The sequence below is a fragment of the Pseudomonas sp. KH_021 genome (assembly GCF_057838865.1).
In genome coordinates this window covers 350,377-373,756 of the sequence record NZ_CM174477.1, presented here as the reverse complement: position 1 = coordinate 373,756, position 23,380 = coordinate 350,377, and the positions used below count along the sequence as shown (strand labels likewise).

Below are 23,380 nucleotides of genomic sequence, written 5' to 3'. Positions count from 1 at the left end.
CTTTTTGTAGGAGCGCGGCTTGCCGGCGATGCTTTTCATTTAGAGGGACGACCGAAATCTTTCAAACGCTGCTCATATCGATTGATCAGAGGCCTGCTAAAAACATGATAGCCGCGAATTGAATTAATTTTCGCATACGAATCCAGATACTGCTTATAGACCGGATTAAAAACTTCCGTTGAAAAATTAACATCACCGGGGTTATTCCATTGACTGATCGTCGTAAGAAATTTATCTCTTAATTCAAACGCCTGCAGCTCTTTATCCGATGCAGACTGAAAAAGGGCTTGAGACTTAGAATTGCTAACCGCTTGGGTAGGTGCCAGTTCACGTTTTAAACCATTCTCTATATTTTCTTTTCGCTCCGGTGATATCGACTTAAGCAGATTCTGCGCGCGCCTTTGCTCGGGAGTTACTACTATTTCTTTTGGCAAACTATTTTGTATTTTTTTATGAAGCGTCGGACTGACTGGCTTGATCGGTCCGGACGACCTATACACGACAGCTCCAGCCCGTCCCGAGGGATCCTTATAATTGATCGGATCACCCGCACAATATGCATACGCATTGATCCCGCCCTCCCCAAAAGGACTCCACGAATCACACGACTGAAACCGACCCAACACAGAATTAAAAACGCGATAACCTTTGCCCAGTATGTAATGCCCTGTCCCCTGCTCTACCCTCTCGCCGTTAAACCCAGCCCTTTCAAGGTCTTTCATCTTTTTTGGCCTTGAGCACCCGGTCCGTCGATACATGAGCACGCGCAGCTTTGCCCTCGAGCCATTCCTTGGGTTTATCTACTTTGGGGCCGCGTTTGCTTTTAGCGACCTGTCGGGGCTGGATATTCCTGGCCAGCGCCAACAGACGCTCCGCCAGAGTTTCTGAGGTCGTTTGGAGTGATAGGTAATCCGAGGGCAACGCGATCTGCATCCCCTCATAACTGCTGCGCACCTGCACCGCCAGGTGGAAGATCGAAGCTTCCCAGCCCTCGGGCTGCGTCTGGCGATGGGCCTGTTCAACACTGCGCTTAAGGACCGACAAAACGTTGTAGGCCAAGATCGCCGAGGCAAAACCGAGCAAGGCCGCTCGGGGGTTGCCCAGGCTTGCGATTTCACTGTCCAGCACCGATTCCAGGCGTTGGAACATCCCTTCGATACTCCAGCGACGACGGTACAAATCAGCGATCTGCTGAGCACTGATGCTGTCGGGCAAATTGCTCCAGAATAAGAGCGTGGAGTCACCCGACTCAGTGGGCGTTCGCAAGCTCAGTTCAATTCGCCGCCAGCAGCGTCCGCCTTTCAATTCGATGGTTTGTTCACGCACCGTTCCAGCCTCGACAGACACGGGTTCTTGCCAGTCGTTTTCCTGGATCAGGCGTGGATGGTGACTCTGCTGACGAATAATGAACGAGGCGCCCGACTCCTCGCAGGCTTCCATGACGGGGAGCGTGCAATAGAGCCGATCGGCCATCCACAGCTGTCCCGCCCTCGCACTCGCCAGCAACGGCAGTACGCTGACGCGTTCACTGGCGTAGGCATCTTCGCAGGGCTGAAGGTCAACGACCTGATCCAGGTCGGGGTCATAGACCACGACCGAAAAACCAGGCCGCGCGGCGCCTCGTTCACGCCGCAAAGCCCCCAGACGTTTTTCGGTAGAAGGCAGGTGGTTGCCGTCGACGATACGCAGTTGCCAGCCGGGCAAAATGGCTGAACAGCCCAACGCTTCTATGGTCGGGGTCAACCGCTCTGCGCTGCCGGTGACCAGGGCCCGCAGCAACGCGGGTTCTGTGCGGCTGACCTTGTCATAGAGCGCTGCCAAGGTAACCGGAAGGTCCTCCATCTGACGTGCAGCGGCATGCAGTGAAGGTCGTAAACCCAATGAAACAAGGGACATCAGCTCAACGATGGTCGAAAACAAAAGCTCACGCGGGTACTGGCGTTGGCGATGGTTTTCGAACACCTGATCGACCCACTCGGCCGGGATGGCCTGCTCCAACGCCAACTTGGCCATGACGCTGGCCGGTGCTTTTTTTTCAAACCGCGCTAAGACTTCTTCCCACATCGTTTCGTCATCCTGGACCGTAGATGGGAGAGAGTTTAAACGAAGACCTTGAAAGGGCTGGCCGTTAAACCCCATCGGTGTCATCGCACTGCCAGCCCCAGAACGATGGCCGTAGGCAAGGTAGTTAATGGTCTGTGGCGCACCGGCCTGCAGAACGTGCTGCACGGTTTGCGAATGGGTTGTAGTCAGCAGCCTGCTAAAGGATTGGACATTCATGGTCACGGCCTGGGGTGAGAGCGAATACGCTTAATTAAACCCTATCGCTGTTTTGAAACAACTAGCAGAACTGCTAGTGTGCTGTCTTCGAAATAATTTATCCCTATGGTACGGCCTCAAGTGCCTCGCGAGCTCGTTGGATTTTGCTCAAAATCTCCTCGCCTTTCGCGTTCCAAACGTACCGGGTCGGCTGAGCATTTCTTAGTGCCATGAACGTTGTTATCGAGGATTCCAACTCGCGCACCGAGGCAAAGCTACCGTCTCGTAGATACACCGTGATGTCTCGGAAAAATCGTTCGACCATGTTCATCCAAGAGCTGGACGTCGGTGTGAAGTGCATATGGAAACGCGGGTGCTTCGCCAGCCAGGTTTTCACGGCGGCGTGCTTGTGCGTCGCATAGTTATCGACGATCAGGTGAAGCTGGAGATTCTTGGGGGTCTGCTTGTTGATCTTCTTGAGGAAGGACAACCACTCTTGATGACGGTGTTGACGTTCGATGCTGCTGATCAATTTTCCCTGCAGATAATCCAGCGCAGCGAATAATGTAACCGTGCCGTGGCGGGTGTAATCATGTGATTTCGTCTGGATGTGGCCGATGCCCAGAGGCAATCCAGGCTGCGTGCGTTCCAAGGCCTGCACCTGGCTTTTTTCGTCGCAACACAGCACCAATGCCTTGTCCGGCGGGGCCAGGTAAAGGCCGATAACATCCCAGAATTTCTGTTCGAACTGCGGATCGTTTGAGAGCTTGAAGGTGCGAGTCAGATGAGGCTTCAAGTCATTGGCAGCCCATAACTTATGGACCGTACTCGAAGAAATCCCGACCGCTCTCGCCATACTCCTGCAGCTCCATCGCGACTCGCCAATGCGAGGTTTCGTGACCTGCTCCAAGACGCGGCGGACAGTATCGGCAGGCAGCGACGACTTGCGTCCACGACCTGGTTTATCAATCAATCCGTCGAGCCGGAGCAACTGAAAGCGTTGGCACCAGTTGGTGACTGTCGGGAGAGAAAACCCAGTCAGTCGTGCAATCTCTTCCCGCGTTTCGCCCTGTGCTGCAAGCAGCACAATGCGTGCTCTACGACCTTCACGCTGGGGAATGGTGGCGGAGCGAACGCGCCGGTTCAGTTCGGCCTTTTCTTCGGAGCTAAGCGTAATGTCCAGTGCGCTCACCTGAAGCTCTCCAAGGGGGAAATGACACCTGAAGTGTAGGTGAAAAATTAGAAAAGCTATTTCGCAGACAGCACACTAGGTATCTGCGGTGTTTGTTGGGGCGGCTTAGCAGCCCTCAGGTTGCTGACAAACCTCGGGGCAACCCGCCATTTCGTAGGAGCGGTCCCGGCCGCGATGGGCTGCAAAGCGGCCCCAGAGACCAGCGACATCTTGCGGGGCTCAGTCGTTTTCATAATCGCAGGGGCCGCTTCGCAGCCCATCGCGGCCGGGTCCGCTCCTACGCGCACTTCATATATCTTCAGATTACATTCGCGATTCCAACCAGTGGCCGGGGTTTGTCAGCAACCTGGGGACTGCTTTGCAGCCCATCGCGGGCGAGCCCGGCTCCTACGTTCCCCAACTGTTTGTGAGAGCCGGGCTTGCCCGCGGTGCTTTTCAGACCGGCGCCGATTTGTCCTGCTCGGCCTCTAGCCCATCCAGCAATCCATCCACCAGCCCCTTGGCCATCTCGAGCGAATGCACGGCCGACCACAGCATGGCCCGGCCTTCTTCGTTGCAATGGGTGATTGAATGTTGGGCGGTGGCCAAGGCGCATCTGAGGTAGAGCGAGGCGTGGGTCAGGGCGTCTTCGGCGGGGACATCAGCCAGTACGGCGAATAATGGACCGTGGGGGGCATCGCAGGTGCCGAAGGGGGTGTATTGGGTTTTGATCGAGGACAGCGGTGGATCAGGTAAGAGTTGCTTCATGGGAAAATCCTCGTGAAGTCGCACCCGTTTACTTCCACGTAATTGGGTGGCAACTGTGCGCGAGGTGGAAGACCGGTTACCCGAAAAAACCCGGCAGGACACAGAGGTCCTCCCGCGCACAGTCGCCATAAAATCGCAAGATGGCTTCATTCTAGGGTACCCAGGCTTCCACGCCCGATCGCTGAACATTCAGCGACCGAGAAAGACTATGGATCACGCTTCCCAGGGACAAGGTGATGGCTGGCGACAGGGTTCGTAGGGTATTTCCTAGAGCTCGTGAGTGACTACAGGAACATAGAAAGAGCATGGAAGATCTCAGCCATATTCATGTAGGAACATTCGCCAACTCAAAACTTTGGCATGAATGGCACTTCGCGATTCCGATAAAAGTTGTATACGTATTCAGCTCCACTTAGACGGGCAGCCCCTCGCCCATAAATTTCCAACATCCCCAAAGGGCCGTTCTGTTGAATCTGTCTACCCAGTCGGATAGCGAATGCTGCCGTCATCAGAAATGAGCCGGCCATTTGAAGGTCTGTGTTTCCGACTGCTCTTCCGCCTAGCGTAAAACCGCTACCCGAAACGGCTGCAAAGTTGGCGATCTGATCTATAACAGGCGGTGCCTCCTTCGCACCTGCTGCAAACAAGCCCCCCAAACCGGTCGACGTGGTGTTGAAGTTGGCTGAAACCTGACCCACTGTCTCAAGCACATCAGCTGCGGTAGGAACGCTTGAAGTGGCACGCGCACCAGGACTCGCGGGTGGACTATGGATGACCACCGCATCCAATGCAGCTTCAGGTTCCGTCGACGTTTTTCCCATCCTGAAAAAACTCTTTAGAAATCTCCCGCTAGGATCGACAAAATTGATCGGGTCGCCCTCACAGTATGCGTACGCATTCACACCCCCGCGATTAAACGGACTCAACCCATCCGCACTGTGAAAACGCATCAACACCGGGCTATACACCCGATGCCCGTTACCGAGCAAATACGCCCCACTTTCACGCTCTCTCAACTGTCCATTGAAGCCCATCTTCCCTTGCGCTGAACGCTGCCCACTACGCACACCATACGGCGTAAACACCACACGATTGAACGCTTCAAACAAAGGGCTCTGGTGGCGATCAACTGCCAGCAACAGTGAATGACCTTGAACGTTATGCATGGCGACGCCTCGAACTTGCTGGATCAAGCCCCAATCCTAGCAACCACGAAACGCCCCCGGTACTCACAGAACTGCTAGGTAGGCGCGCCCGTCAGCGCACCACCCCTTCTTCAATCAACAACTTCAAGATCGCCTCGGCCCCGGCCTGTGGGCTGACATCCTTAAGCACTTGCCCGCCGCCACCGCTGGCTTTGGCAGTCGCGGCTTTCATCCGATCCGCCCCGCTCTTGGCCTTGATCACTTTCAACCGTTTGGGGCGCGGTTTGGCCGGTAGCAGTTGCGCGCTTGTGGATAACTCGTCTTCGACAATCTCCACTTGCCGCGCCGCCAACACACCGCGTCGCGCTGGGCCAAAAGCGCTCTGGCGAGGCTTGGGTGCGGCGTTATCCACAGTGGCCAGAAACGGCAGGCGCACTTTCAGGCGACGCCGCTGACCACGGGGCAACGCTTGCAGCACATGAGCCACCCCGCCGTCGATGGATTCGACCTGAGCCAGGCCCACCACCAACGGCCAACCCAGTTGCTCGGCGAGCAAGAACGGCAACATGCCCGAGCCTTCGCCGGTCTCGGCCTGGCTGCCGGTCAACACCACTTGGGCACCCGCTTCGCGCAAGTACTCACCCAACACGCCCAAGGCGTCGGAGCCCGCCGGTTGCTCCAGCACATCCAGTTGCGCCAAACCCATGCCCAGGTAAGCACGCAAAGCCGGCTCCTGCGGGTCGCCCGCATGCAGCACTTGCAAGTTATCCCCCGCCAACTGCAAACCGAGCTCTACCGCACGGGCGTCCTGTTCGGCCCGCCGCGCACGGCCGGAGGTGGGGTGGGCGCCGATTGAAACCAGGCTGATGACTTTTGTGTTCATGCTGTGATCCTGCGTTAAGCGGCGTCGCGCTTGGCTTGGTTTCGGTAGCCTTCGATGGCGTCGATCAGGGCCTGCAGGATCGCGGCGCTTTCGCCGATCACCGACAGGTCAGCGCGTTTGATCATGTCGCAGCCGGGGTCCATGTTGATCGCCACGACCTTATCGCAGGCGCCGATGCCCTGCAGGTGCTGGATGGCGCCGGAGATACCGACGGCCACATACACGCGTGCCGTGACCCAGGTGCCGGTCGCGCCCACCTGCCGATCACGCGGCATGAAGCCGTCGTCCACGGCCACCCGCGAGGCGCCTTCGGTGGCGCCCAGTGCCGCCGCCGTGCGGTGGAACAAGGCCCAGTCCTTGACGCCGTTGCCACCGGAGAAAATGAACTCGGCCTCGGCCATCGCAATGGCTGCCGGGTCGACGGCCACAGCGCCCAGGTCTTCGATGCGCGACAAGCTGCGCACCACCTCTGTGGATAACTGAACCGGCACTGCTTCGTGGCGCGTTTCGCTGACCGGCTCCGCGCACTCGGCAGCGGCCAGGATCAGGCGCGGCGCTTGACGTTGCAGATCCTGCTGGCCCGCACCCGCACGGCCCATGCACTGGCCATCCTTGACTTGCCAAACCCGGGTAGCCGGACGCTCGCCCAGCGCGGCGGCGAAACGCCGGCCCAGCTCACCGCCACCGGTGCGGCTGTCGGGCAGCAACCAGTGGCGCGGGTTGAACTGGTTATCCACAGCCCGCAGGCCCTGGAGTCGTTGCTCCGGTGCATAACCGTCGAACTGCTCGCCTTCGATCACCAGCAAGCGATCCACGCCGGCGGTCGCAAACGCCAACTCCTTGTGCTCGCCAAAGACGATCGCCAACACCGCGCCATCGCTGCCCGCCAGCGCATGGGCAAGGCCCAGCAAGTCGCGGTCGTGGCTGCTCAGGCGGCCACCGACCATGTCCGGGGCCACGGCGATGTAGAACGCAGGCGACAACACCTGATGCAGTGGCAACTGCACTTCGGTCGCCGCCGTGCGCTTGGCAGTGCCGCCCTGTTGCTCGCCGCTGCGGTCGATTCGCTTGATGCCATTGGGGCCGATAAAGCCGACCGCATGGGGGTTCTTGCGCAGCACGCCGTTGGGGCCCATCCATTGGGTTTGCGCCGGTTGCATGGCCGCGTGCAGCGGATGCAGGCGGTTACGGGCGATCCACTCGGCGCGCGGATCGCGGCGGATAATGTCGCTCATCAATGCACCTCCGCAGGTGTACGTTTACTCGGCACCGACTTTGGGGCGGCAACGTCCTCGATCAGCACGTCGGCGACCAGCTCAGCGATGTCCTTGATAGCCGGGCGTGGTTCGACCACACCCTCAAGCATGGCGGTGCATTGCGGGCAGCCCACGGCCACAAGCTCTGCGCCCGTGCCTCGGATGTCGTCCATGCGCATATCAGGAATCCGCTGCTTGCCGGGAATGTCAGTGATCGGCGCACCGCCGCCACCGCCGCAGCAGCGCGAGCGGAAGCCCGAGCGTTCCATCTCCTTGACCTCGATACCCAACGCCCGCAGCACATCGCGCGGCGCTTCGTACTCGCCGTTGTAGCGGCCCAGGTAGCAGGGGTCGTGATAGGTCACGCTGCCACCCTTGTGCTGGCCGAGGTTGAGGCGCCCGGCGCCGATCAGCTCGGCAATGAAGGTGCTGTGGTGCTGCACGTGGTAGTGGCCGTCGAAGGCGCCGTACTCGTTTTTCAGCACATGGAAGCTGTGCGGATCACAGGTGACAATGCGCTTGAAGCTGTACTGCGCCAGGGTGTGGATGTTGCGCCGGGCCAGTTGCTGGAAGGTGGCTTCATCGCCCAGGCGTCGGGCCACATCACCGCTGTCACGCTCTTCCAGGCCCAGCACCGCGAAATCGACCTTGGCCGCTTTCAGGACTTTAACGAAGGCTCGCAGGGTGCGCTGGTTGCGCATGTCGAAGGCACCGTCGCCGACCCAGAACAGCGTGTCGACGGTTTTCTTGTCGGCCATCAGGTCCAGGTTCAGGTCCGCCGCCCAGTTCATCCGCCCGCCTGGGGCAAAGCCGCCTGGGTTGTCGGTGGCGATCAGGTTGTCCAGCACTTCGGCGCCCTTGTTGGGTGTGGCGCCTTTTTCCAATGTCAGGTGACGGCGCATGTCGACGATGGCATCGACGTGCTCGATCATCATCGGGCACTCCTCGACGCAGGCGCGGCAGGTGGTGCACGACCACAGGGTTTCGGCATCGACCAAGCCGTTGACGATGGGTTGATGCGGATTGCCGCTGTGCTCGCCGATGGGTTTGCCAGGGTACGGGCTGCCCGCGAACTTGGCATCGGTACCGCCCGCCAGGCCGACGACCATGTCTTGGATCAGTTTTTTCGGGTTCAACGGCTGGCCTGCGGCGAAAGCCGGGCACGCGGCTTCGCACTTGCCGCACTGCACGCAGGCATCGAAACCGAGCAGCTGGTTCCAGGTGAAATCCTTGGGTTTTTCCACGCCCAATGGCGCTTGCGGATCGTCCAGGTTCAGCGCCTTGAGGCCCGTTGAACGACCACCGCCAAAGCGCTCGGCGCGGCGGTGCCAGGCCAGGTGCAGGGCGCCGGCGAAGGCGTGCTTCATCGGCCCGCCCCAGGTCATGCCGAAGAACAATTCAGACACGCCCCAGAACACGCCGACGGCAAGCATCACCGCCATCACCCAGCCACCGAAATCGGCCGGCAAAATGCCCGCCACCGGCAGCGTCACCAGAAAGAAGCTCGCCGAGAACATCAGCAGGCTTTTCGGCAAGCGCATCCACGGCCCTTTGGACAACCGTGCAGGCGGGTTGCGACGGCGGTTGTAGACGAACAACGCGCCGACAAACATCAGCACCGTAGCGAACAGCAAGGCATAGCCGAGGATGCGGTTATGCAGGCCAAAGCCATGCACCAGAATCGCCAGCACCGCCGCCAGCACAAAGCCGCCTGCGGTGGCGACGTGGGTGTTGGCCATGTATTTATCGCGGGCGACCACATGGTGCAGGTCGACCATGTAGCGGCGCGGCATGGCCAGCAGGCCCTTGAGCAGCTCGACCTTGGCCGGCCGCCCCTGGCGCCACAGTGAAACCCGCCGCACCGCGCCGAGAGCCGCAAGGCCGATGGCTGCGAACAGCAGGATAGGAAGAAGAGTGTTCAACATGGTGTCGCTCCCAAAGACCTCGGGGCTTTGTAGGAGCAGGGTTTACCCGCGATGAGGGCGCTGCGGTATGTCTGATAGACCATGGCGCCTTCATCGCGGGTAAACCCTGCTCCTACACATGTGATGTGTAAGGGCACATCAGGGTTTGTGCATGACTGATCAGAAATCCTTGCACAGTCGCAAGGCGTCATAGATCGCCGCATGGGTATTGCGCTGCGCTACGCAATCGCCGATGCGAAACAGCAGGTAGCCATCGCCCGGCTGGCTCAGGCACGGCTGCGGCTGGATCGCGAACAACGCCTCGACGTCGATCTGGCCCTTGTTGCGCGAGCCTTCCTTGAGCGCGTAGTACAGCGCTTCGTCCGGCCGCACACCGTTCTCGATCACCACCTGGTCGACCACCCGCTCTTCCTTGGCGCCGGTGTATTCGTTCTCCAGCACCGCCACCAATTTGTCGCCTTCGCGGTAGACCTTTTCCAGCATCATGTCGCCGGTCATGATCACTTCCTTGGGGTACATGCTGCGGTAGTAGGTCGGGAACGACGTACCGCCGATGGCCACGCCCGGCTTGATGTCATCGGTGACGATCTCGACCTGGCTGCCCTTGTCGGCCAAATAGTCGGCCACCGACATACCGGTAAACTCGCAGATGGTGTCGTAGACCAGCACGTTCTTGCCGGGTGCTACCTTGCCGTCGAGCACATCCCAGCTGCTGACCGCCAGCCCTTCGGCCGCGCCCCAGTGCTCGTTCTGCTCAAGGTACGGGTGCCCGCCCACCGCCAGCACAATCACATCCGGGCGCAGGTCCATGATGGTTGCAACGTCCGCCGCCGTGCCCAGGCGCAGGTCGACTTTCAGGCGGGTCAGCTCCAGCTGATACCAACGGGTGATGCCGGCGATCTGGTCACGCTGTGGCGCCTTGGACGCCGTGGTGATCTGCCCGCCAATGGCGTCTTTCTTTTCGATCAGGGTGACGTCGTGGCCGCGTTCGGCCGCCACACGGGCCGCTTCCATCCCGGCCGGGCCGGCACCGATCACGACGACCTTGCGTTTGATTCCGGTGGTTTTCTCGATGATGTGCGGTACGCCCATGTATTCACGGGAGGTCGCGGCGTTCTGGATGCACAGCACATCCAGCCCCTGGTATTGCCGGTCGATGCAGTAGTTGGCACCGACGCATTGCTTGATCTGGTCGATCTGGCCCATCTTGATCTTGGCGATCAAGTGCGGGTCGGCGATGTGCGCACGGGTCATGCCGACCATGTCGACGTAGCCGCCTTCCAGAATCCTCGTGGCCTGGTTGGGGTCCTTGATGTTCTGCGCGTGCAGCACCGGAACCTTGACCACTTCCTTGATGCCGGCCGCCAGGTGCAGGAACGGCTCGGGCGGGTAGCTCATGTTGGGGATAACGTTGGCCAGGGTGTTGTGGGTGTCGCAACCCGAGCCGACCACGCCCAGGAAGTCGATCATGCCGGTGGCGTCGTAGTACTTGGCGATCTCCTTCATGTCCTCGTGGCTCAGGCCATCGGGGTGGAATTCGTCGCCGCAGATACGCATGCCCACGCAGAAGTCCGGGCCGACTTCGGCACGCACGGCCTTGAGTACTTCCAGGCCGAACTTCATGCGACCTTCAAAAGTGCCGCCCCATTCGTCGGTGCGCTTGTTGACCCTCGGGCTCCAGAACTGGTCGATCATGTGCTGGTGCACGGCCGACAGTTCGATACCGTCCAGGCCGCCGGCCTTGGCACGGCGGGCCGCTTGTGCGTAGTTGCCGATCACACGCCAGATCTCTTCCGGCTCGATGGTCTTGCAGGTGGCACGGTGCACCGGCTCACGCACGCCAGACGGCGACATCAGGGTTGGCCAGTTGAAGCCGTCCCAGCGCGAGCGCCGGCCCATGTGGGTAATCTGGATCATGATCTTGGCGCCATGCTTGTGCATGGCGTCGGCCAGGTTCTGGAAGTGCGGGATGATGCGGTCGGTGGCCAGGTTCACCGAAGCCCACCACTCCTGCGGGCTGTCGATGGCCACCACCGAGGAGCCACCGCAAATGGCCAGGCCGATCCCGCCCTTGGCTTTTTCTTCGTAGTACTTCACATAGCGGTCGGTGGTCATGCCGCCATCAGTGGCATAGACCTCAGCGTGCGCGGTGCTCAGTACTCGGTTGCGGATGGTCAGTTTGCCGATCTGGATCGGCTGGAACATTGCTTCGAAAGCCATGGCAGAATCCTCGACTTACAGCGGCTTGACGATGAACAGGCCGTCGTCGTGGCCTTCTTCCGAACCGCCGTAGACCTGCTCGGCAACGGTGCGGATCGAACTGCCACGGGCTGCCAGAATCTGGTCCATGGCACCGGCAAACCAACCGGTGAACATGTAGTCGACCTTGCGGCCAACCTTGCCGTACACATACACAAAGGCCGAGTGCTCGAGCTTGATGCTGGCGGTGCCTTTTTCCAGGTCGATGTCCTGGATCTTGAACAGGCCCCAGCCGCGCTGCGACAGGCGCTTCATGTAGTGTTCGAACACCGCCACGCCTTCCAGGCCATGGCATTCGGCTTCTTTTTCGCACCAGTGCCAAGCCGATTTATAGCCGGCCTTGTAGAGGATCTCGGCATAGGCGTCGGCGCCCAGCACTTCCTCGATGCCGATGTGGTTGTTGACGAAGAAATGCCGCGGTACGTAGAGCATTGGCAGGGCATCGGACGTCCAGACACCGGTCTCGCTGTCGACTTCGATAGGTAATTGCGGGGCGATCTTGGCCATGGAAACTTAACTCCAGAAACAGAAATGTTCGTGAAAGCAAAACCGGACTGCTTTGCTTTTTAATAAACAAGCCGTAGTGAGTGCCTCTGGAGCCGTAGCGAGCACGTCGAGAGCAAGGAAGGACCGGAGCGTAAAGCGAGACAGTACCGAGGTACGGCGAGCTTTACGCGAGGACCTGACGCAGCTATCGGCGAGCGCAGTAGGCTCCAGAGGTACTCACTCGCCCCAAACGTCTTTTAAGACGTTGACCCAGTTCTCGCCCATGATCTTGCGTACCACGCGCTCACTGTGGCCGCGCTTGAGCAGCGTTTCGGTGAGGTTGGGGAACTCGCCGACGGTACGGATACCCAGCGGGTTGATAATCTTGCCGAAGCTGGTCAGGCGCCGGGCATAGCCCTTGTCGTGGGTCAGGTATTCGAAGAAGTCCTGGCCATGGCCCTGGGTAAAGTCGGTACCGATACCGATGGCGTCTTCACCGACGATGTTCAGGGTGTATTCGATGGCTTCGGCGTAGTCGTCGATGGTCGAATCGATGCCCTTGGCCAAAAATGGCGCGAACATGGTCACGCCAACGAAACCGCCGTGGTCGGCAATGAACTTGAGTTCTTCATCGGACTTGTTGCGCGGGTGTTCCTTGAGCCCCGACGGCAGGCAGTGGGAGTAGCACACCGGCTTTTTCGATTCGAGGATGACTTCTTCGGAGGTCTTGGAACCGACATGGGACAGGTCGCACATGACGCCGACGCGGTTCATCTCGGCGACGATCTCGCGACCGAAACCCGACAGCCCACCATCACGCTCATAGCAACCGGTACCCACCAGGTTCTGGGTGTTGTAGCACATCTGCACAATGCCCACGCCGAGCTGCTTGAAGACGTCGACATAGCCGATCTGGTCTTCATAGGCATGGGCGTTCTGAAAGCCGAACAGGATGCCGGTCTTGCCCAGCTCCTTGGCCTTGCGGATGTCGGCGGTGGTGCGCACCGGGATCACCAGGTCGCTGTTTTCACGGATCAGTTTCTGGCTGGCGGCGATGTTGTTGACGGTGGCCTGGAAGCCTTCCCAGACCGACACGGTGCAGTTGGCTGCGGTCAAGCCGCCCTTGCGCATGTCTTCGAACAGTTCACGGTTCCACTTGGCAATGATCAGCCCGTCGATAACGATGCTGTCGGCGTGCAATTCGGCTGGGCTCATCAGGCTGTCCCCTTTGTCTTGACCTTGCGCCGAATCGTCTGCCGGCGCTTTGGGGCCAGCATATGCCTCGCAGCCTTTGGGCCCCGATGCAAAAACGACAGGGGAATTGCAGAAAGCGTCAACGGGTCAGTTATGTGTGGATCGCAAGGGCCTCATCGCCGCTGTAGGAGCCGGGTTTACCGGATTGCCGGACCACCGCGATGGCCTCACCGCGATATTTCCTGATACACCGCGGTGTGGCCATCGCAGCATAGGTATCTACACATCTTTTGGTGTACTGCATTTCGTAGCAGTGGACGAGTAGAACGAGGCCACGTCCGGCTGCGCAGCAGTCGTAAAACCTGGCACTTCAGTATTCAGATACACCGCGAGTACAGGCTTTGCGAGGACTACGTCCCCGGACCTGGCCTCGCTGAACTCGTCTACTACTACGAATGTAGCCGCTGACGAGGTACGAGGCTGCGATCGGCAGCGAAGCGGCCGTAAAACCTGAGACCGTAATCCATCAGGCACACCGAAGGGCCTGAATTTACGACGGCTTCGCCGCCGATCGCAGCCTCGTACCTCGGCAGCGGCTACAAGAGCCGCGCTGCCCCAGAATTGTGTAGATACCTATGGCCATCGCAGCCAAGGCTGGCTCCTACCCTAGAATTGTGGCCCTCCTTGCCCAACAGTGGAAAGCCACAGGCCCTTGAGCCAGAATCGTCGACATTGTTCGACCACTATCAGGACCGCATCGATGAAACTATGGGTTGGGTTGGCCTTTGCACTGCTGGCATTCGGTGCTCATGCCGAAGACGAAAGCACCCCGTGCGATAACGTCGAGACGGAGCAGCAAAATGCGGCGTGTGCGCTTTACAACAAAAACACGGCCGAGCGCGAATTGAACAGTGCCTACGCCGAGATGCTTGAGCGGGTAAAAGACCAATACGTCGACGAGCCGGCCAAGTTCGAGGCATTCAAGAGCAAAGTTGAAACGGCTCAACAACTGTGGCGCCAATTGCGCGACGCCGATTGCGCGGTAGAAACACTGCAGAATCCCAAAGGCAGCCAAGAGTTCAAAATGGTCGAAAACACCTGCCTGGCTCAACGCAGCGACGAGCGCTCGGAGTATTTGCAATCACTGCACAATAATTCGGACGCCCCTACGAACGAGGACGAGGGCGATTCCGCTGAGTGAAGCCGAACAGCAATTCATCTTTATTGGGCGGATCGCAAACAATGATATAGCGGTCTTCATCCATAAAGTTTTGATCCATGCGCAGCATGTTTTCCGCAATTTCGGGGGTGCTGGCGTCATAAGTGGCTTTGCGCAGCGGCTGGCGCGGTTCTTCGTGCTCGCGTTCATACGCGGCACACTGATACATGAGTGCCATGCCGGATTGCGAGACCGAAGATGTCATGACTGACAGCACTAGCAAGCAGCAACTTTTTGTCAGTGCCATTGGGCTTACCTTGCCGATAAATCGGTGGTTGTTCGTTACGCTAGTTCGCGAGCCCGATAGCGTCTACTGTCAGAACTGACAGGTGCACGATATCAGCCCACCGGGTAAGACTGGTGCTGTCCCACTCAATGTTCAGGTACTGCCGATGCGCACACTGGCCGCCGCTCCCGAATACGCCTTGTTCATTTTTATCGCCATCGTGGTATCGCTGGAGCTGGGCCGGTGGCTGGGCAAACGCCAACTGCGCATCGACCCCGACGGTGCCCGCACTGGCATCGGTGCCATCGAAGGCGCGGTGTTCGGCCTGCTGGCCCTGCTGATCGCCTTTACCTTCTCAGGCGCCGCCAGCCGCATGGACGTCCGTCGTGACCTGATTGTCCAGGAAGCCAACGCTATCGGAACCGCCTGGCTGCGCCTGGATTTGCTGGCAGCCAGCGATCAAGCCGTTATCCGCCCTCTGTTTCGCCAATACGTGGACGCCCGCCTGGCCTATTACCAAGACCTGCAAAATGACGAGGTGGCCACCCAGGAACATCAGCGGGCGATGACCGCTCAACAAGCCATCTGGACCGCCAGTGTCAATGCCGTGAAAAACCTGCCCAACCCCGCCCCCGGCCTGCAAACCCTGGCGGCACTCAATGACATGATCGACATCACCACCACCCGTGCAGTGGCACTCAAGACCCACCCACCGATATTGATCTACCTGATGCTGCTGGCGCTGACCTGGATCAGCGCCCTGCTGATCGGCTTCGGCATGGCCGGCGCCATACGCCGTAATTGGCTGCACAGCCTGGGCTATGCGCTGGTGATGGTCAGCGTGCTGTATGTGATCCTGGATTTCGAATACCCGCGGCGGGGCATTATTCGGGTGGATGCGTTTGATCAAATACTGGAACAGCAGCGCGACGTTATGGAGTGATGCGCCCGCGAACCTTGACGCACTTGCAGCAGAACGCCACTCTGGCGCCCATTATTCTCAATGAGCAATGGGCACCCGATGAAGATCTGCGGCGTTGAAATCAAAGGCAGCGAAGCCATTTTCGCACTGGCCACCCTCAGTGGAAAAACGCCCGAACACCTGGCCCTGACCACCAAGAAAATCGCCTTGGAAGACGACGACGAAACCGCCAACGTCAAGGCGTTCGCTACTGCACTCAAACAGTTTGTCCAGGACAACGGCATCGACCACATCGCCATCAAGAAGCGCGGCAAGAAAGGCGAGTTCGCCGGTGGCCCGACCACCTTCAAGATCGAAGGGGTCTTCCAGTTGCTGACGGACTGCGAGGTGCAACTGGTGTCCCCGCAAACCATCAGTGCCCAGAGCAAGAAACTTGAAGGTGACCTACCCGGCTCGCTGAACAAGTATCAGCACGAGGCGTTTAAAACGGCGTGCGCGGTGTTGTTGAAACGGGCGTGACCCTCACATTGGGCTAGCCAAAGGTTTGAACGAATGGCTGTGCGGATCGACGGATGGCCTCAACCACCAGCGGGGCATGCTCGCCTATTACAGCCTCTCGATGCAGCACGCGTTCAAGGGCCTGCAGTAAGTGCTGGATTCGCGCCTTGGGGTTATCGATATCACACGTGAGTGCAAATTCGAGAATGCCCAGTCGGGACGCAAACAGCGATTTGTTGCCCGCCAACGTCAGCGCCAGCGCCAGTGCGTCTTCAGGGATGTAAGCGGTGGTATTGGCTATGTCGTAGGCGGGTGCCAATCGCCCATCAGCGGCGGCAGGGTCGGTGTACAGGATGCCGAAGTTTTTTAGATGGGCATCACCATTGCCGACGATGCAGCTTAGAGCAACGATGTCGAAGAGCTGGCGCAAGGAATGGGCCACTTGTTCGGGCGCGCAATACACTCGGATGGCTTTTGCGATCAGCGCGTAACTTTTGCTGTATTTCTGATCCGAGGCCAACCCCATCAGCGAGGTCATGTCTTCGAATCCAATGGGGTTCGCCTGTTCATCGCGGTCGAACCGACGCATGACGAACAACTTCAAATTATCGGACAGGTAAAATTCGGGCACCGGCAAACCCGCTTCCTTGGCCACCGACATGCACAGGTATTCATTAATGGCCAAGCCTGGAAACTCATCTCGCCCGCTCTTGATAATCAGGTCGGATGTTTTGGAGGTGAATTTCTGTGGCGCACGTTCTGGCACTAGGACCTTGGGCTGAACACCAGAAATACCGGCGCGCAGAATGTAGCGATCAACCAGGTCGAGAAAAATATCCTGGGTACCATCCCAGCCCAGAATTTCTTCCAGCCGCTCACCTTGTTCAGTGGCCGAATTGTTCTTGAGCAGGTCGTCAAGTTGCTCACTGCTGACGAACACCCGACCAATGGGTGATGTACCGCCAGATAACGCCAACAGCAACATGGGATCAACATCAATCGTCTTCGCCAGCCGGTTACGCAGTTGCTCCAGCACGTAACCTTCGGGCAAATTCATTTGAAAAATCGGGTGCAATTCGCGCCGCCGGAACTCATCGGCGCGCAATGGCATCGCAAGGCTGATGGCGCTGCTCGCATCAACGGCAGGTGAATAGCGAAACAGGAAATCCGCCTCTGCCGTGCTCAGCAAATTGCCCGAAGCGCCCTGGGGCGTATACACCTTCAGCCAGTCGATACTCATTTGAACAAGTCCTCAAGCTCTTCCAGGGTTGGCATTCTGGCGGGCACCAATTGCAGCTCTGCCCCCAAAGCGCCGATGACTCGGGCGTAAGCCTGCATTGAGACGGTGAGGCTGCCTTTTTCGATCTCGATCACTTTCTGTCGTGTCACGCCACTGGCGCTGGCCAAGGCAGCTTGAGTCAAGCCACGGTTCTGTCGCATCCCCTTGACTTGCTGGCCGAGCTTTTGAGCGAGGTATTCATAGTCCATGTCACGCACACATAACATTTATTCACATATGTTGTGTATATGCGACATTCAGCGCGCTGTCAAAGCCTCACTTTTGGAAGCTGCACGGCGATCCTCCCGTGGGCACCGCGCAAATCGCGCCCTGTAACTGCGGGTGAAATACGACGGTGACTCGAACCCGCAGGCAATGCTCACCTCCAGCACACTCATGTCGGTCTGGCGCAGCAGCTGCCGGGCCTTGTCCAGGCGCAGGCGCAGGTAGAACGTACTCGGCGTGTCGTTCAAATGCAGGCGGAACAGCCGTTCCAGCTGGCGGCGGGTCACCTTGATGGTGTCAGCCAGTTGCAGCGTATTGAGCGGCGGCTCGATGTTTTTCTCCATCACGCCGATGACGTGCACCAGCTTCTTGTTGCTGATGCCATAGCGCGAAGCGATCTGCATGCGCTGGTGGTCCTGGCGAGGGCGGATGCGGCCGAGCACGAACTGTTCGGACACCTGGATCGCCAGCGCCGAACCATGGGCCTGGGAAATCAGGTCGAGCATCAAATCGATAGAGGCGGTGCCGCCCGCCGAGGTGATGCGCCGCCGGTCGATCTCAAACAGCTCCTGGGTGGCGTCCAGCTGGGGATACGACTCCTTGAACGCGCCCAAGGCTTCCCAGTGCAGGGTCAGTCGATAACCCTCGAGTAGACCAGCTTGAGCCAGCACAACGCTGCCGGTGTCGATGCCACCCAGCGTCATGCCCTCATGGTCGAGACGTCTCAGCCAGTGATGCAGCGCGGGGGTGAAGCTTGCCAGCGGGTCAAAGCCGGCTACCACCAGCAGTGTCGCGCCTGTGGGCAACACCTCCAGCGCCCCTTCGGCATTGACCGACATGCCATTGCTCGCCAACACGGCGCCACCGTCCACACTCAGCACGTGCCAACGGTACAGGCCTGGCTTGAATCGGTTGGCCACACGCAGGGGCTCGATGGCTGAGATAAAGCCCATCGAGGAAAATCCGGGCAACAACAGAAAGTAGAAATCCTGGGGCATGCGATGTGCTCAGGCAAAGGTCAACGAAGTTAATACCTCCTCAGGTCGCGACAGTGCAAGAGCCAGTCGCCACAGTGCGATTGGCACGAGAACTCGCCGCGTACTCTGGGCTCCACGGTGCACAGACGCCGCCCCCCATAACAATTAGAACTGCCGTCAGAGGAGCCATCATGAAAAGACTGATCAGCTGCTGTCTGCTGATGCTCACCGGTACCGCCCTACTCACCAACAGTGCCGTGGGCGCGGAACCTGCCGAGTGCAAGAACGTGCGCCTGGGCGTGGTCAACTGGACCGACGTGATGGCCACCAGCGCCATGGCCCAGGTGCTGCTAGACGGCCTGGGTTACCAGACCAAGCAGACCGCAGCGTCCCAGCAGATCATCTTCGCCGGTATTCGCGACCAGCGCCTGGACATGTTCCTGGGCTACTGGAACCCGCTGATGACCCAGACCATCACCCCTTTTGTCGAGCAACAGCAGGTCAAGGTGCTGGCCGAACCAAGCCTCAAGGATGCGCGAGCGACCCTGGCCGTGCCTAAGTACCTGGCCGACAAGGGCCTGAAATCCTTCGCCGACATCGCCAAATTCAAGAAAGAGCTGGGCGGCAAGATCTATGGCATCGAACCCGGCTCCGGCGCCAATACCCAGATCAAGGCCATGATCGCCAAAAACCAGTTTGGCCTGGGCGATTTCCAGCTGGTGGAGTCCAGTGAAGCGGGCATGTTGTCTGCGGTTGCGCGGGCAGTGAAACGCAATGAGGCGGTGGTGTTTTTCGGCTGGGCCCCACACCCGATGAACGTGAATTTCGAGCTGGCCTACCTGACCGGCAGTGACGACGCCTTGGGCCCGGATGAGGGCCGCGCCACGGTCTGGAGCGTCACCGCGCCCGACTACGCCAGCCGTTGCCCCAATGCCAACCGACTGCTGACCAACCTGACGTTCAGCGCCGAAGACGAGAGCCGGATGATGCAACCGCTGCTCGACCACAAGGATGCCCTGGAGGCGGCCCGCCAGTGGCTCAAGGACCACCCCCAAGACCAGAAGCGCTGGCTGGAAGGGGTGACCACCTTCGATGGCCGCCCGGCTGCCGAGAACCTGCCCCTTACAAATCGTTAAACATCCCACATGCCTGAAGGACTCTTCATGAACCACGACGTCATCATCACCTGCGCACTCACCGGTGCTGGCGACACCACGGGCAAAAGCCACCTGGTGCCCGTCACGCCGAAACAGATCGCTGCGGCCGCCGTCGAGGCTGCCAAAGCCGGCGCCACGGTGGTCCATTGCCACGTTCGCGACCCGCACACCGGCAAGTTCAGCCGCGACGTCGCGCTGTACCGTGAAGTGATGGAACGTATCCGCGAAGCGGACATCGACATCATCGTCAACCTCACCGCCGGCATGGGCGGCGACCTGGAGATCGGCCCGGGCGAAACCCCTACCGAGTTCGGCCCGGGCACCGACCTGGTCGGGCCGCTGACTCGCCTGGCCCACGTCGAAGAACTATTGCCGGAAATCTGCACCCTGGATTGCGGCACGCTCAACTTCGGCGACGGTGACACCATCTATGTCTCCACGCCAACCCAATTGCGGGCGGGTGCCAAGCGCATCACCGAACTGGGCGTGAAGGCTGAGCTTGAAATCTTCGACACCGGGCACCTGTGGTTTGCCAAACAGATGATCAAGGAAGGCCTGCTGCACGACCCACTGTTCCAGCTGTGCCTGGGCATCCCGTGGGGTGCGCCGGCCGACACCACCACCATGAAAGCCATGGTCGACAACCTGCCCGCTGGCGCCACTTGGGCCGGCTTCGGCATCGGCCGCATGCAAATGCCGATGGCCGCACAAGCGGTGCTACTGGGTGGCAACGTGCGGGTTGGTCTTGAAGACAACCTGTGGCTCGACAAGGGCGTGCTGGCCACCAACGGCCAACTGGTGGAACGCGCCTGCGAGATCCTCAGCCGCCTCGGTGCCCGCGTGCTTACGCCGGCCGAAGGCCGCGCCAAAATGAACCTGACCCGTCGCTGATCACACAAGGAACGCACATGAGCTTTATCACAGACATCAAGACATTCGCCGCCCTGGGCAGCGGCGTTATCGGCAGCGGTTGGGTGGCCCGCGCCCTGGCCCACGGCCTGGACGTCGTGGCCTGGGACCCGGCGCCCGGCGCTGAAGCCGCGCTGCGCAAACGCATCGCCAACGCCTGGCCTGCGCTTGAAAAACAAGGCCTGGCAGCCGGCGCCTCACAGGATCGGCTGCGCTTTGTCGCCACCATCGATGAGTGCGTGCGCGATGCCGATTTCATCCAGGAAAGCGCACCTGAGCGACTGGAGCTCAAGCTTGATCTGCATGCCAAAATCAGCGCGGCGGCCAAGCCCAATGCACTGATCGGTTCCAGCACCTCAGGCCTGTTGCCAAGCGAATTCTATGAGTCGTCCACCCACCCGGAACGCTGCGTGGTCGGGCACCCTTTCAACCCGGTCTATCTGCTGCCACTGGTAGAGGTGGTGGGCGGCAATCGCACGGCCCCCGAAGCCATTCAGGCGGCCATCAGCGTCTATGAGTCACTGGGCATGCGGCCCTTGCATGTGCGCAAGGAAGTCCCGGGCTTTATCGCTGATCGCCTGCTCGAAGCGCTCTGGCGCGAAGCCCTGCATCTGGTCAACGACGGTGTGGCGACCACCGGTGAAATCGACGACGCGATCCGCTTCGGGGCGGGCCTGCGCTGGTCGTTCATGGGCACCTTCCTGACCTACACCCTGGCGGGCGGCGATGCCGGCATGCGCCACTTCATGGCCCAGTTCGGCCCAGCGCTGCAGCTGCCCTGGACCTACCTGCCCGCCCCGGCCCTGACCGACAAGCTGATCGACGATGTGGTGGATGGCACGAGTGAGCAGCTGGGGTCACACAGCATCAGCGCGCTGGAACGCTATCGTGATGACTGCCTGCTGGCCGTGCTCGATGCGGTCAAGACCACCAAAGCCAAACACGGCATGACCTTCAGCGAATAAGCGGAGTAAGCGATGCCTGCGTTGCCAACCTTTGAGACTGAAATCCAGGCCGACTGGGTGGACTACAACGGGCATCTGCGCGATGCCTTTTACCTGCTGATCTTCAGCTACGCCACCGATGCGTTCATGGATCGCATCGGTCTGGACAGCGACAACCGCAATGCCAGCGGCCACTCGCTGTTCACCCTGGAATGCCACCTGAACTATCTGCATGAAGTGAAGCTGGGCACCACAGTGCAAGTGCGCACCCAAATTCTGGGCGTGGACCGCAAGCGCGTGCATCTGTACCACAGCCTGCATGTTCAGACGCTGGATGAACCAGTGGCGGCCAATGAGCAGATGTTGTTGCACGTGGACCTGGCGGGGCCGAAATCGGCACCGTTCAGTGAGTCGGTGGCGCAGCGGCTGAAGGAGATTCAGGCCGGGCAAGTGGACCTGCCCAAGCCTGAATATGTCGGGCGGGTGATGCACTTGTAGGAGCCGAGCTTGCTCGCGATGGTATCACCGCGGTCATTGAGAAAGACCGCGGTGATACCATCGCGGGTAAACCCGGCTCCTACAGGTGCGCGCGCCCCCAATTGCGCAAAGCCTGGGCTTACTGCTGCGCGACTTTCTCGGACTTGCCGTCATAGCGCTTGCGCCATTCGGCCAGGATGGCGTCACGGTTTTTCGAGGCCCAGCCGAAGTCGTTCTTGATCAGGCGCTGTTCGTAGTCCGCAGGCAGTTCGGTCTGCGGCTTGGCAATGCCCGGCTGGGCCAGTACCGCGAAGTTTTCCTTGTACAGCTCCATGGCTGCCGGGCTTGCGGAGAAGTCGGCCAGACGCTTGGCAGCGGCTTCATGCGGGCTGTTCTTGATGATCGCGGTGGCTTCGATCTCCCAGCCCAGGCCTTCCTTGGGCAACACGATATCCAATGGCGCGCCCTGGCGCTTGAGCTGAACGGCGGGGTACTCGAACGAGATACCAATCGGGAACTCACCCGCTGCAGCCAATTTGCAAGGCTTGGAGCCGGAGTGAACGTATTGGCCAATGTTCTGGTGCAGGCCGTCCATGTAGGCCCAACCCTGCTTCTCGCCAAAGGTCTGCAACCAGGCGCTGACGTCCAGAAAGCCGGTGCCGGAAGACGCCGGGTTCGGCATGACGATCTTGCCCTTGTACTCAGGCTTGGTCAGGTCCTGCCAGCTTACCGGCTTGGTCAGGCCCTGTTTTTCGGCTTCGATGGTGTTGAAGCAAATGGTCGCGGCCCACACGTCCATGCCCACCCAGGTCGGCGGGTTGGCTGCGTCGCGGTAGTTGCCACCGATCTTGTCCAGGTCCTTCGGCGCATAGCTTTGCAGCATGCCTTGCTGGTCGAGAATCGCCAGGCTCGACGCGGCCAGGCCCCAGACGGCGTCAGCTTGCGGGCGGTCTTTTTCAGCCAGCAGCTTGGCGGTGATGATACCGGTGGAGTCACGCACCCACTTGATCTCGATGTCCGGGTTGGCTTTTTCGAACGCCTGCTTGTAGGTCTTCAGTTGTTCGGCTTCCAGCGCCGTGTAGACGATCAGCTGGGTGTCGGCAGCCTGGGCCTGGACGCTCAAGGCAGTGAGGACAGCAGCGGCAAGAGCCAGTGGCTTGAACATGGTGCGGATCCTTTATCAATACAGTGAGAGAGGTGT

The 23,380-nt window shown here is 59.6% G+C and carries 23 protein-coding genes; 7 read left to right on the top strand and 16 right to left on the bottom strand.

Translation table 11 applies throughout. From position 1 onward, the window contains the following. Positions 1-35: 35 nt before the first annotated feature. The 11 genes from AC3IX4_RS01740 to AC3IX4_RS01690 form a co-directional block, all read right to left on the bottom strand. Positions 36-722, bottom strand: a complete 687-nt coding sequence (locus AC3IX4_RS01740) for an RHS repeat-associated core domain-containing protein (RefSeq protein WP_489258974.1) — start codon at positions 720-722, stop codon at positions 36-38. Continuing rightward, the gene (locus tag AC3IX4_RS01735) at positions 709-2,013 is read right to left on the bottom strand and encodes an IS4 family transposase (RefSeq protein WP_489261189.1); all 1,305 of its coding nucleotides are present in this window, start codon (positions 2,011-2,013) and stop codon (positions 709-711) included. The genes AC3IX4_RS01740 and AC3IX4_RS01735 overlap by 14 nt, the downstream gene beginning before the upstream one ends. 370 nt (positions 2,014-2,383) lie before the next feature. Beyond that, positions 2,384-3,451 (bottom strand): IS630 family transposase, encoded by a 1,068-nt coding sequence (locus AC3IX4_RS01730; RefSeq protein ID WP_489256307.1) that lies wholly within the window; start codon positions 3,449-3,451, stop codon positions 2,384-2,386. 435 nt (positions 3,452-3,886) lie between these two features. After that, positions 3,887-4,198: a DUF6124 family protein gene (locus tag AC3IX4_RS01725; RefSeq protein ID WP_489258973.1), complete on the bottom strand. Its 312-nt coding sequence runs from the start codon at positions 4,196-4,198 to the stop codon at positions 3,887-3,889. A gap of 347 nt (positions 4,199-4,545) precedes the next feature. Then, positions 4,546-5,391, bottom strand: coding sequence for an RHS repeat-associated core domain-containing protein (locus AC3IX4_RS01720; RefSeq protein WP_489258972.1), 846 nt, complete (start codon positions 5,389-5,391; stop codon positions 4,546-4,548). Between the two features lie 64 nt (positions 5,392-5,455). Further along, positions 5,456-6,226 carry an electron transfer flavoprotein subunit beta gene (gene etfB / locus AC3IX4_RS01715; protein ID WP_489258971.1) on the bottom strand — a complete coding sequence of 257 codons (771 nt, stop codon included), beginning with the start codon at positions 6,224-6,226 and terminating at the stop codon, positions 5,456-5,458. A gap of 14 nt (positions 6,227-6,240) precedes the next feature. Beyond that, positions 6,241-7,461, bottom strand: coding sequence for an electron transfer flavoprotein subunit alpha (etfA, locus tag AC3IX4_RS01710; RefSeq protein ID WP_489258970.1), 1,221 nt, complete (start codon positions 7,459-7,461; stop codon positions 6,241-6,243). Further along, positions 7,461-9,407 (bottom strand): dimethylglycine demethylation protein DgcB, encoded by a 1,947-nt coding sequence (gene dgcB / locus AC3IX4_RS01705; RefSeq protein ID WP_489258969.1) that lies wholly within the window; start codon positions 9,405-9,407, stop codon positions 7,461-7,463. Before dgcB ends, etfA begins: the two co-directional genes overlap by 1 nt. A gap of 159 nt (positions 9,408-9,566) precedes the next feature. After that, positions 9,567-11,627, bottom strand: coding sequence for a dimethylglycine demethylation protein DgcA (dgcA, locus tag AC3IX4_RS01700; RefSeq protein WP_489258968.1), 2,061 nt, complete (start codon positions 11,625-11,627; stop codon positions 9,567-9,569). A 15-nt stretch (positions 11,628-11,642) separates the two neighbouring features. Further along, positions 11,643-12,173: a DUF5943 domain-containing protein gene (locus tag AC3IX4_RS01695; RefSeq protein ID WP_489258967.1), complete on the bottom strand. Its 531-nt coding sequence runs from the start codon at positions 12,171-12,173 to the stop codon at positions 11,643-11,645. A 216-nt stretch (positions 12,174-12,389) separates the two neighbouring features. Further along, entirely contained in the window at positions 12,390-13,367 is a 978-nt protein-coding gene (locus tag AC3IX4_RS01690) for a dipeptidase (RefSeq protein ID WP_489258966.1), read from the bottom strand. 739 nt (positions 13,368-14,106) lie between these two features. On the opposite strand from AC3IX4_RS01690, the gene AC3IX4_RS01685 reads away from it, so the two are divergent. Beyond that, positions 14,107-14,547 carry a lysozyme inhibitor LprI family protein gene (locus tag AC3IX4_RS01685; RefSeq protein WP_489258965.1) on the top strand — a complete coding sequence of 147 codons (441 nt, stop codon included), beginning with the start codon at positions 14,107-14,109 and terminating at the stop codon, positions 14,545-14,547. Here AC3IX4_RS01685 and AC3IX4_RS01680 read toward each other — a convergent pair. Beyond that, on the bottom strand, positions 14,513-14,812 hold the full coding sequence (locus tag AC3IX4_RS01680) for a hypothetical protein (protein ID WP_489258964.1): 300 nt from the start codon (positions 14,810-14,812) through the stop codon (positions 14,513-14,515). The two genes, AC3IX4_RS01685 and AC3IX4_RS01680, sit on opposite strands and share 35 nt — an antisense overlap. 145 nt (positions 14,813-14,957) lie before the next feature. On the opposite strand from AC3IX4_RS01680, the gene AC3IX4_RS01675 reads away from it, so the two are divergent. Both AC3IX4_RS01675 and AC3IX4_RS01670 read left to right on the top strand, forming a co-directional pair. Next, positions 14,958-15,734, top strand: coding sequence for a bestrophin-like domain (locus tag AC3IX4_RS01675; RefSeq protein WP_489258963.1), 777 nt, complete (start codon positions 14,958-14,960; stop codon positions 15,732-15,734). Between the two features lie 78 nt (positions 15,735-15,812). Further along, on the top strand, positions 15,813-16,232 hold the full coding sequence (locus tag AC3IX4_RS01670) for a DUF3010 family protein (protein ID WP_489261188.1): 420 nt from the start codon (positions 15,813-15,815) through the stop codon (positions 16,230-16,232). A gap of 13 nt (positions 16,233-16,245) precedes the next feature. Here AC3IX4_RS01670 and AC3IX4_RS01665 read toward each other — a convergent pair whose 3' ends face one another. From AC3IX4_RS01665 to AC3IX4_RS01655, 3 genes are read right to left on the bottom strand one after another with little or no spacing between them, the layout of a single operon-like run. After that, entirely contained in the window at positions 16,246-17,451 is a 1,206-nt protein-coding gene (locus AC3IX4_RS01665; protein ID WP_489258962.1) for a type II toxin-antitoxin system HipA family toxin, read from the bottom strand. Next, on the bottom strand, positions 17,448-17,699 hold the full coding sequence (locus AC3IX4_RS01660; protein WP_489258961.1) for a helix-turn-helix domain-containing protein: 252 nt from the start codon (positions 17,697-17,699) through the stop codon (positions 17,448-17,450). The genes AC3IX4_RS01665 and AC3IX4_RS01660 overlap by 4 nt, the downstream gene beginning before the upstream one ends. 48 nt (positions 17,700-17,747) lie before the next feature. Next, the gene (locus AC3IX4_RS01655; RefSeq protein ID WP_489258960.1) at positions 17,748-18,713 is read right to left on the bottom strand and encodes a GlxA family transcriptional regulator; all 966 of its coding nucleotides are present in this window, start codon (positions 18,711-18,713) and stop codon (positions 17,748-17,750) included. Positions 18,714-18,883: 170 nt separating this feature from the next. On the opposite strand from AC3IX4_RS01655, the gene choX reads away from it, so the two are divergent. From choX to AC3IX4_RS01635, 4 genes are read left to right on the top strand one after another with little or no spacing between them, the layout of a single operon-like run. Then, positions 18,884-19,828, top strand: coding sequence for a choline ABC transporter substrate-binding protein (choX, locus tag AC3IX4_RS01650; protein WP_489258959.1), 945 nt, complete (start codon positions 18,884-18,886; stop codon positions 19,826-19,828). Between the two features lie 27 nt (positions 19,829-19,855). Then, entirely contained in the window at positions 19,856-20,740 is an 885-nt protein-coding gene (gene cdhC, locus AC3IX4_RS01645; RefSeq protein WP_489258958.1) for a 3-dehydrocarnitine:acetyl-CoA trimethylamine transferase CdhC, read from the top strand. Between the two features lie 17 nt (positions 20,741-20,757). Next, positions 20,758-21,723: an L-carnitine dehydrogenase gene (locus AC3IX4_RS01640; protein ID WP_489258957.1), complete on the top strand. Its 966-nt coding sequence runs from the start codon at positions 20,758-20,760 to the stop codon at positions 21,721-21,723. Positions 21,724-21,735: 12 nt separating this feature from the next. Then, positions 21,736-22,200: a thioesterase family protein gene (locus AC3IX4_RS01635; protein WP_489258956.1), complete on the top strand. Its 465-nt coding sequence runs from the start codon at positions 21,736-21,738 to the stop codon at positions 22,198-22,200. A 118-nt stretch (positions 22,201-22,318) separates the two neighbouring features. On the opposite strand, the gene AC3IX4_RS01630 is transcribed toward AC3IX4_RS01635, so the two are convergent. Then, positions 22,319-23,344, bottom strand: a complete 1,026-nt coding sequence (locus AC3IX4_RS01630; RefSeq protein ID WP_489258955.1) for a putative 2-aminoethylphosphonate ABC transporter substrate-binding protein — start codon at positions 23,342-23,344, stop codon at positions 22,319-22,321. Between the last annotated feature and the right edge of the window lie 36 nt (positions 23,345-23,380).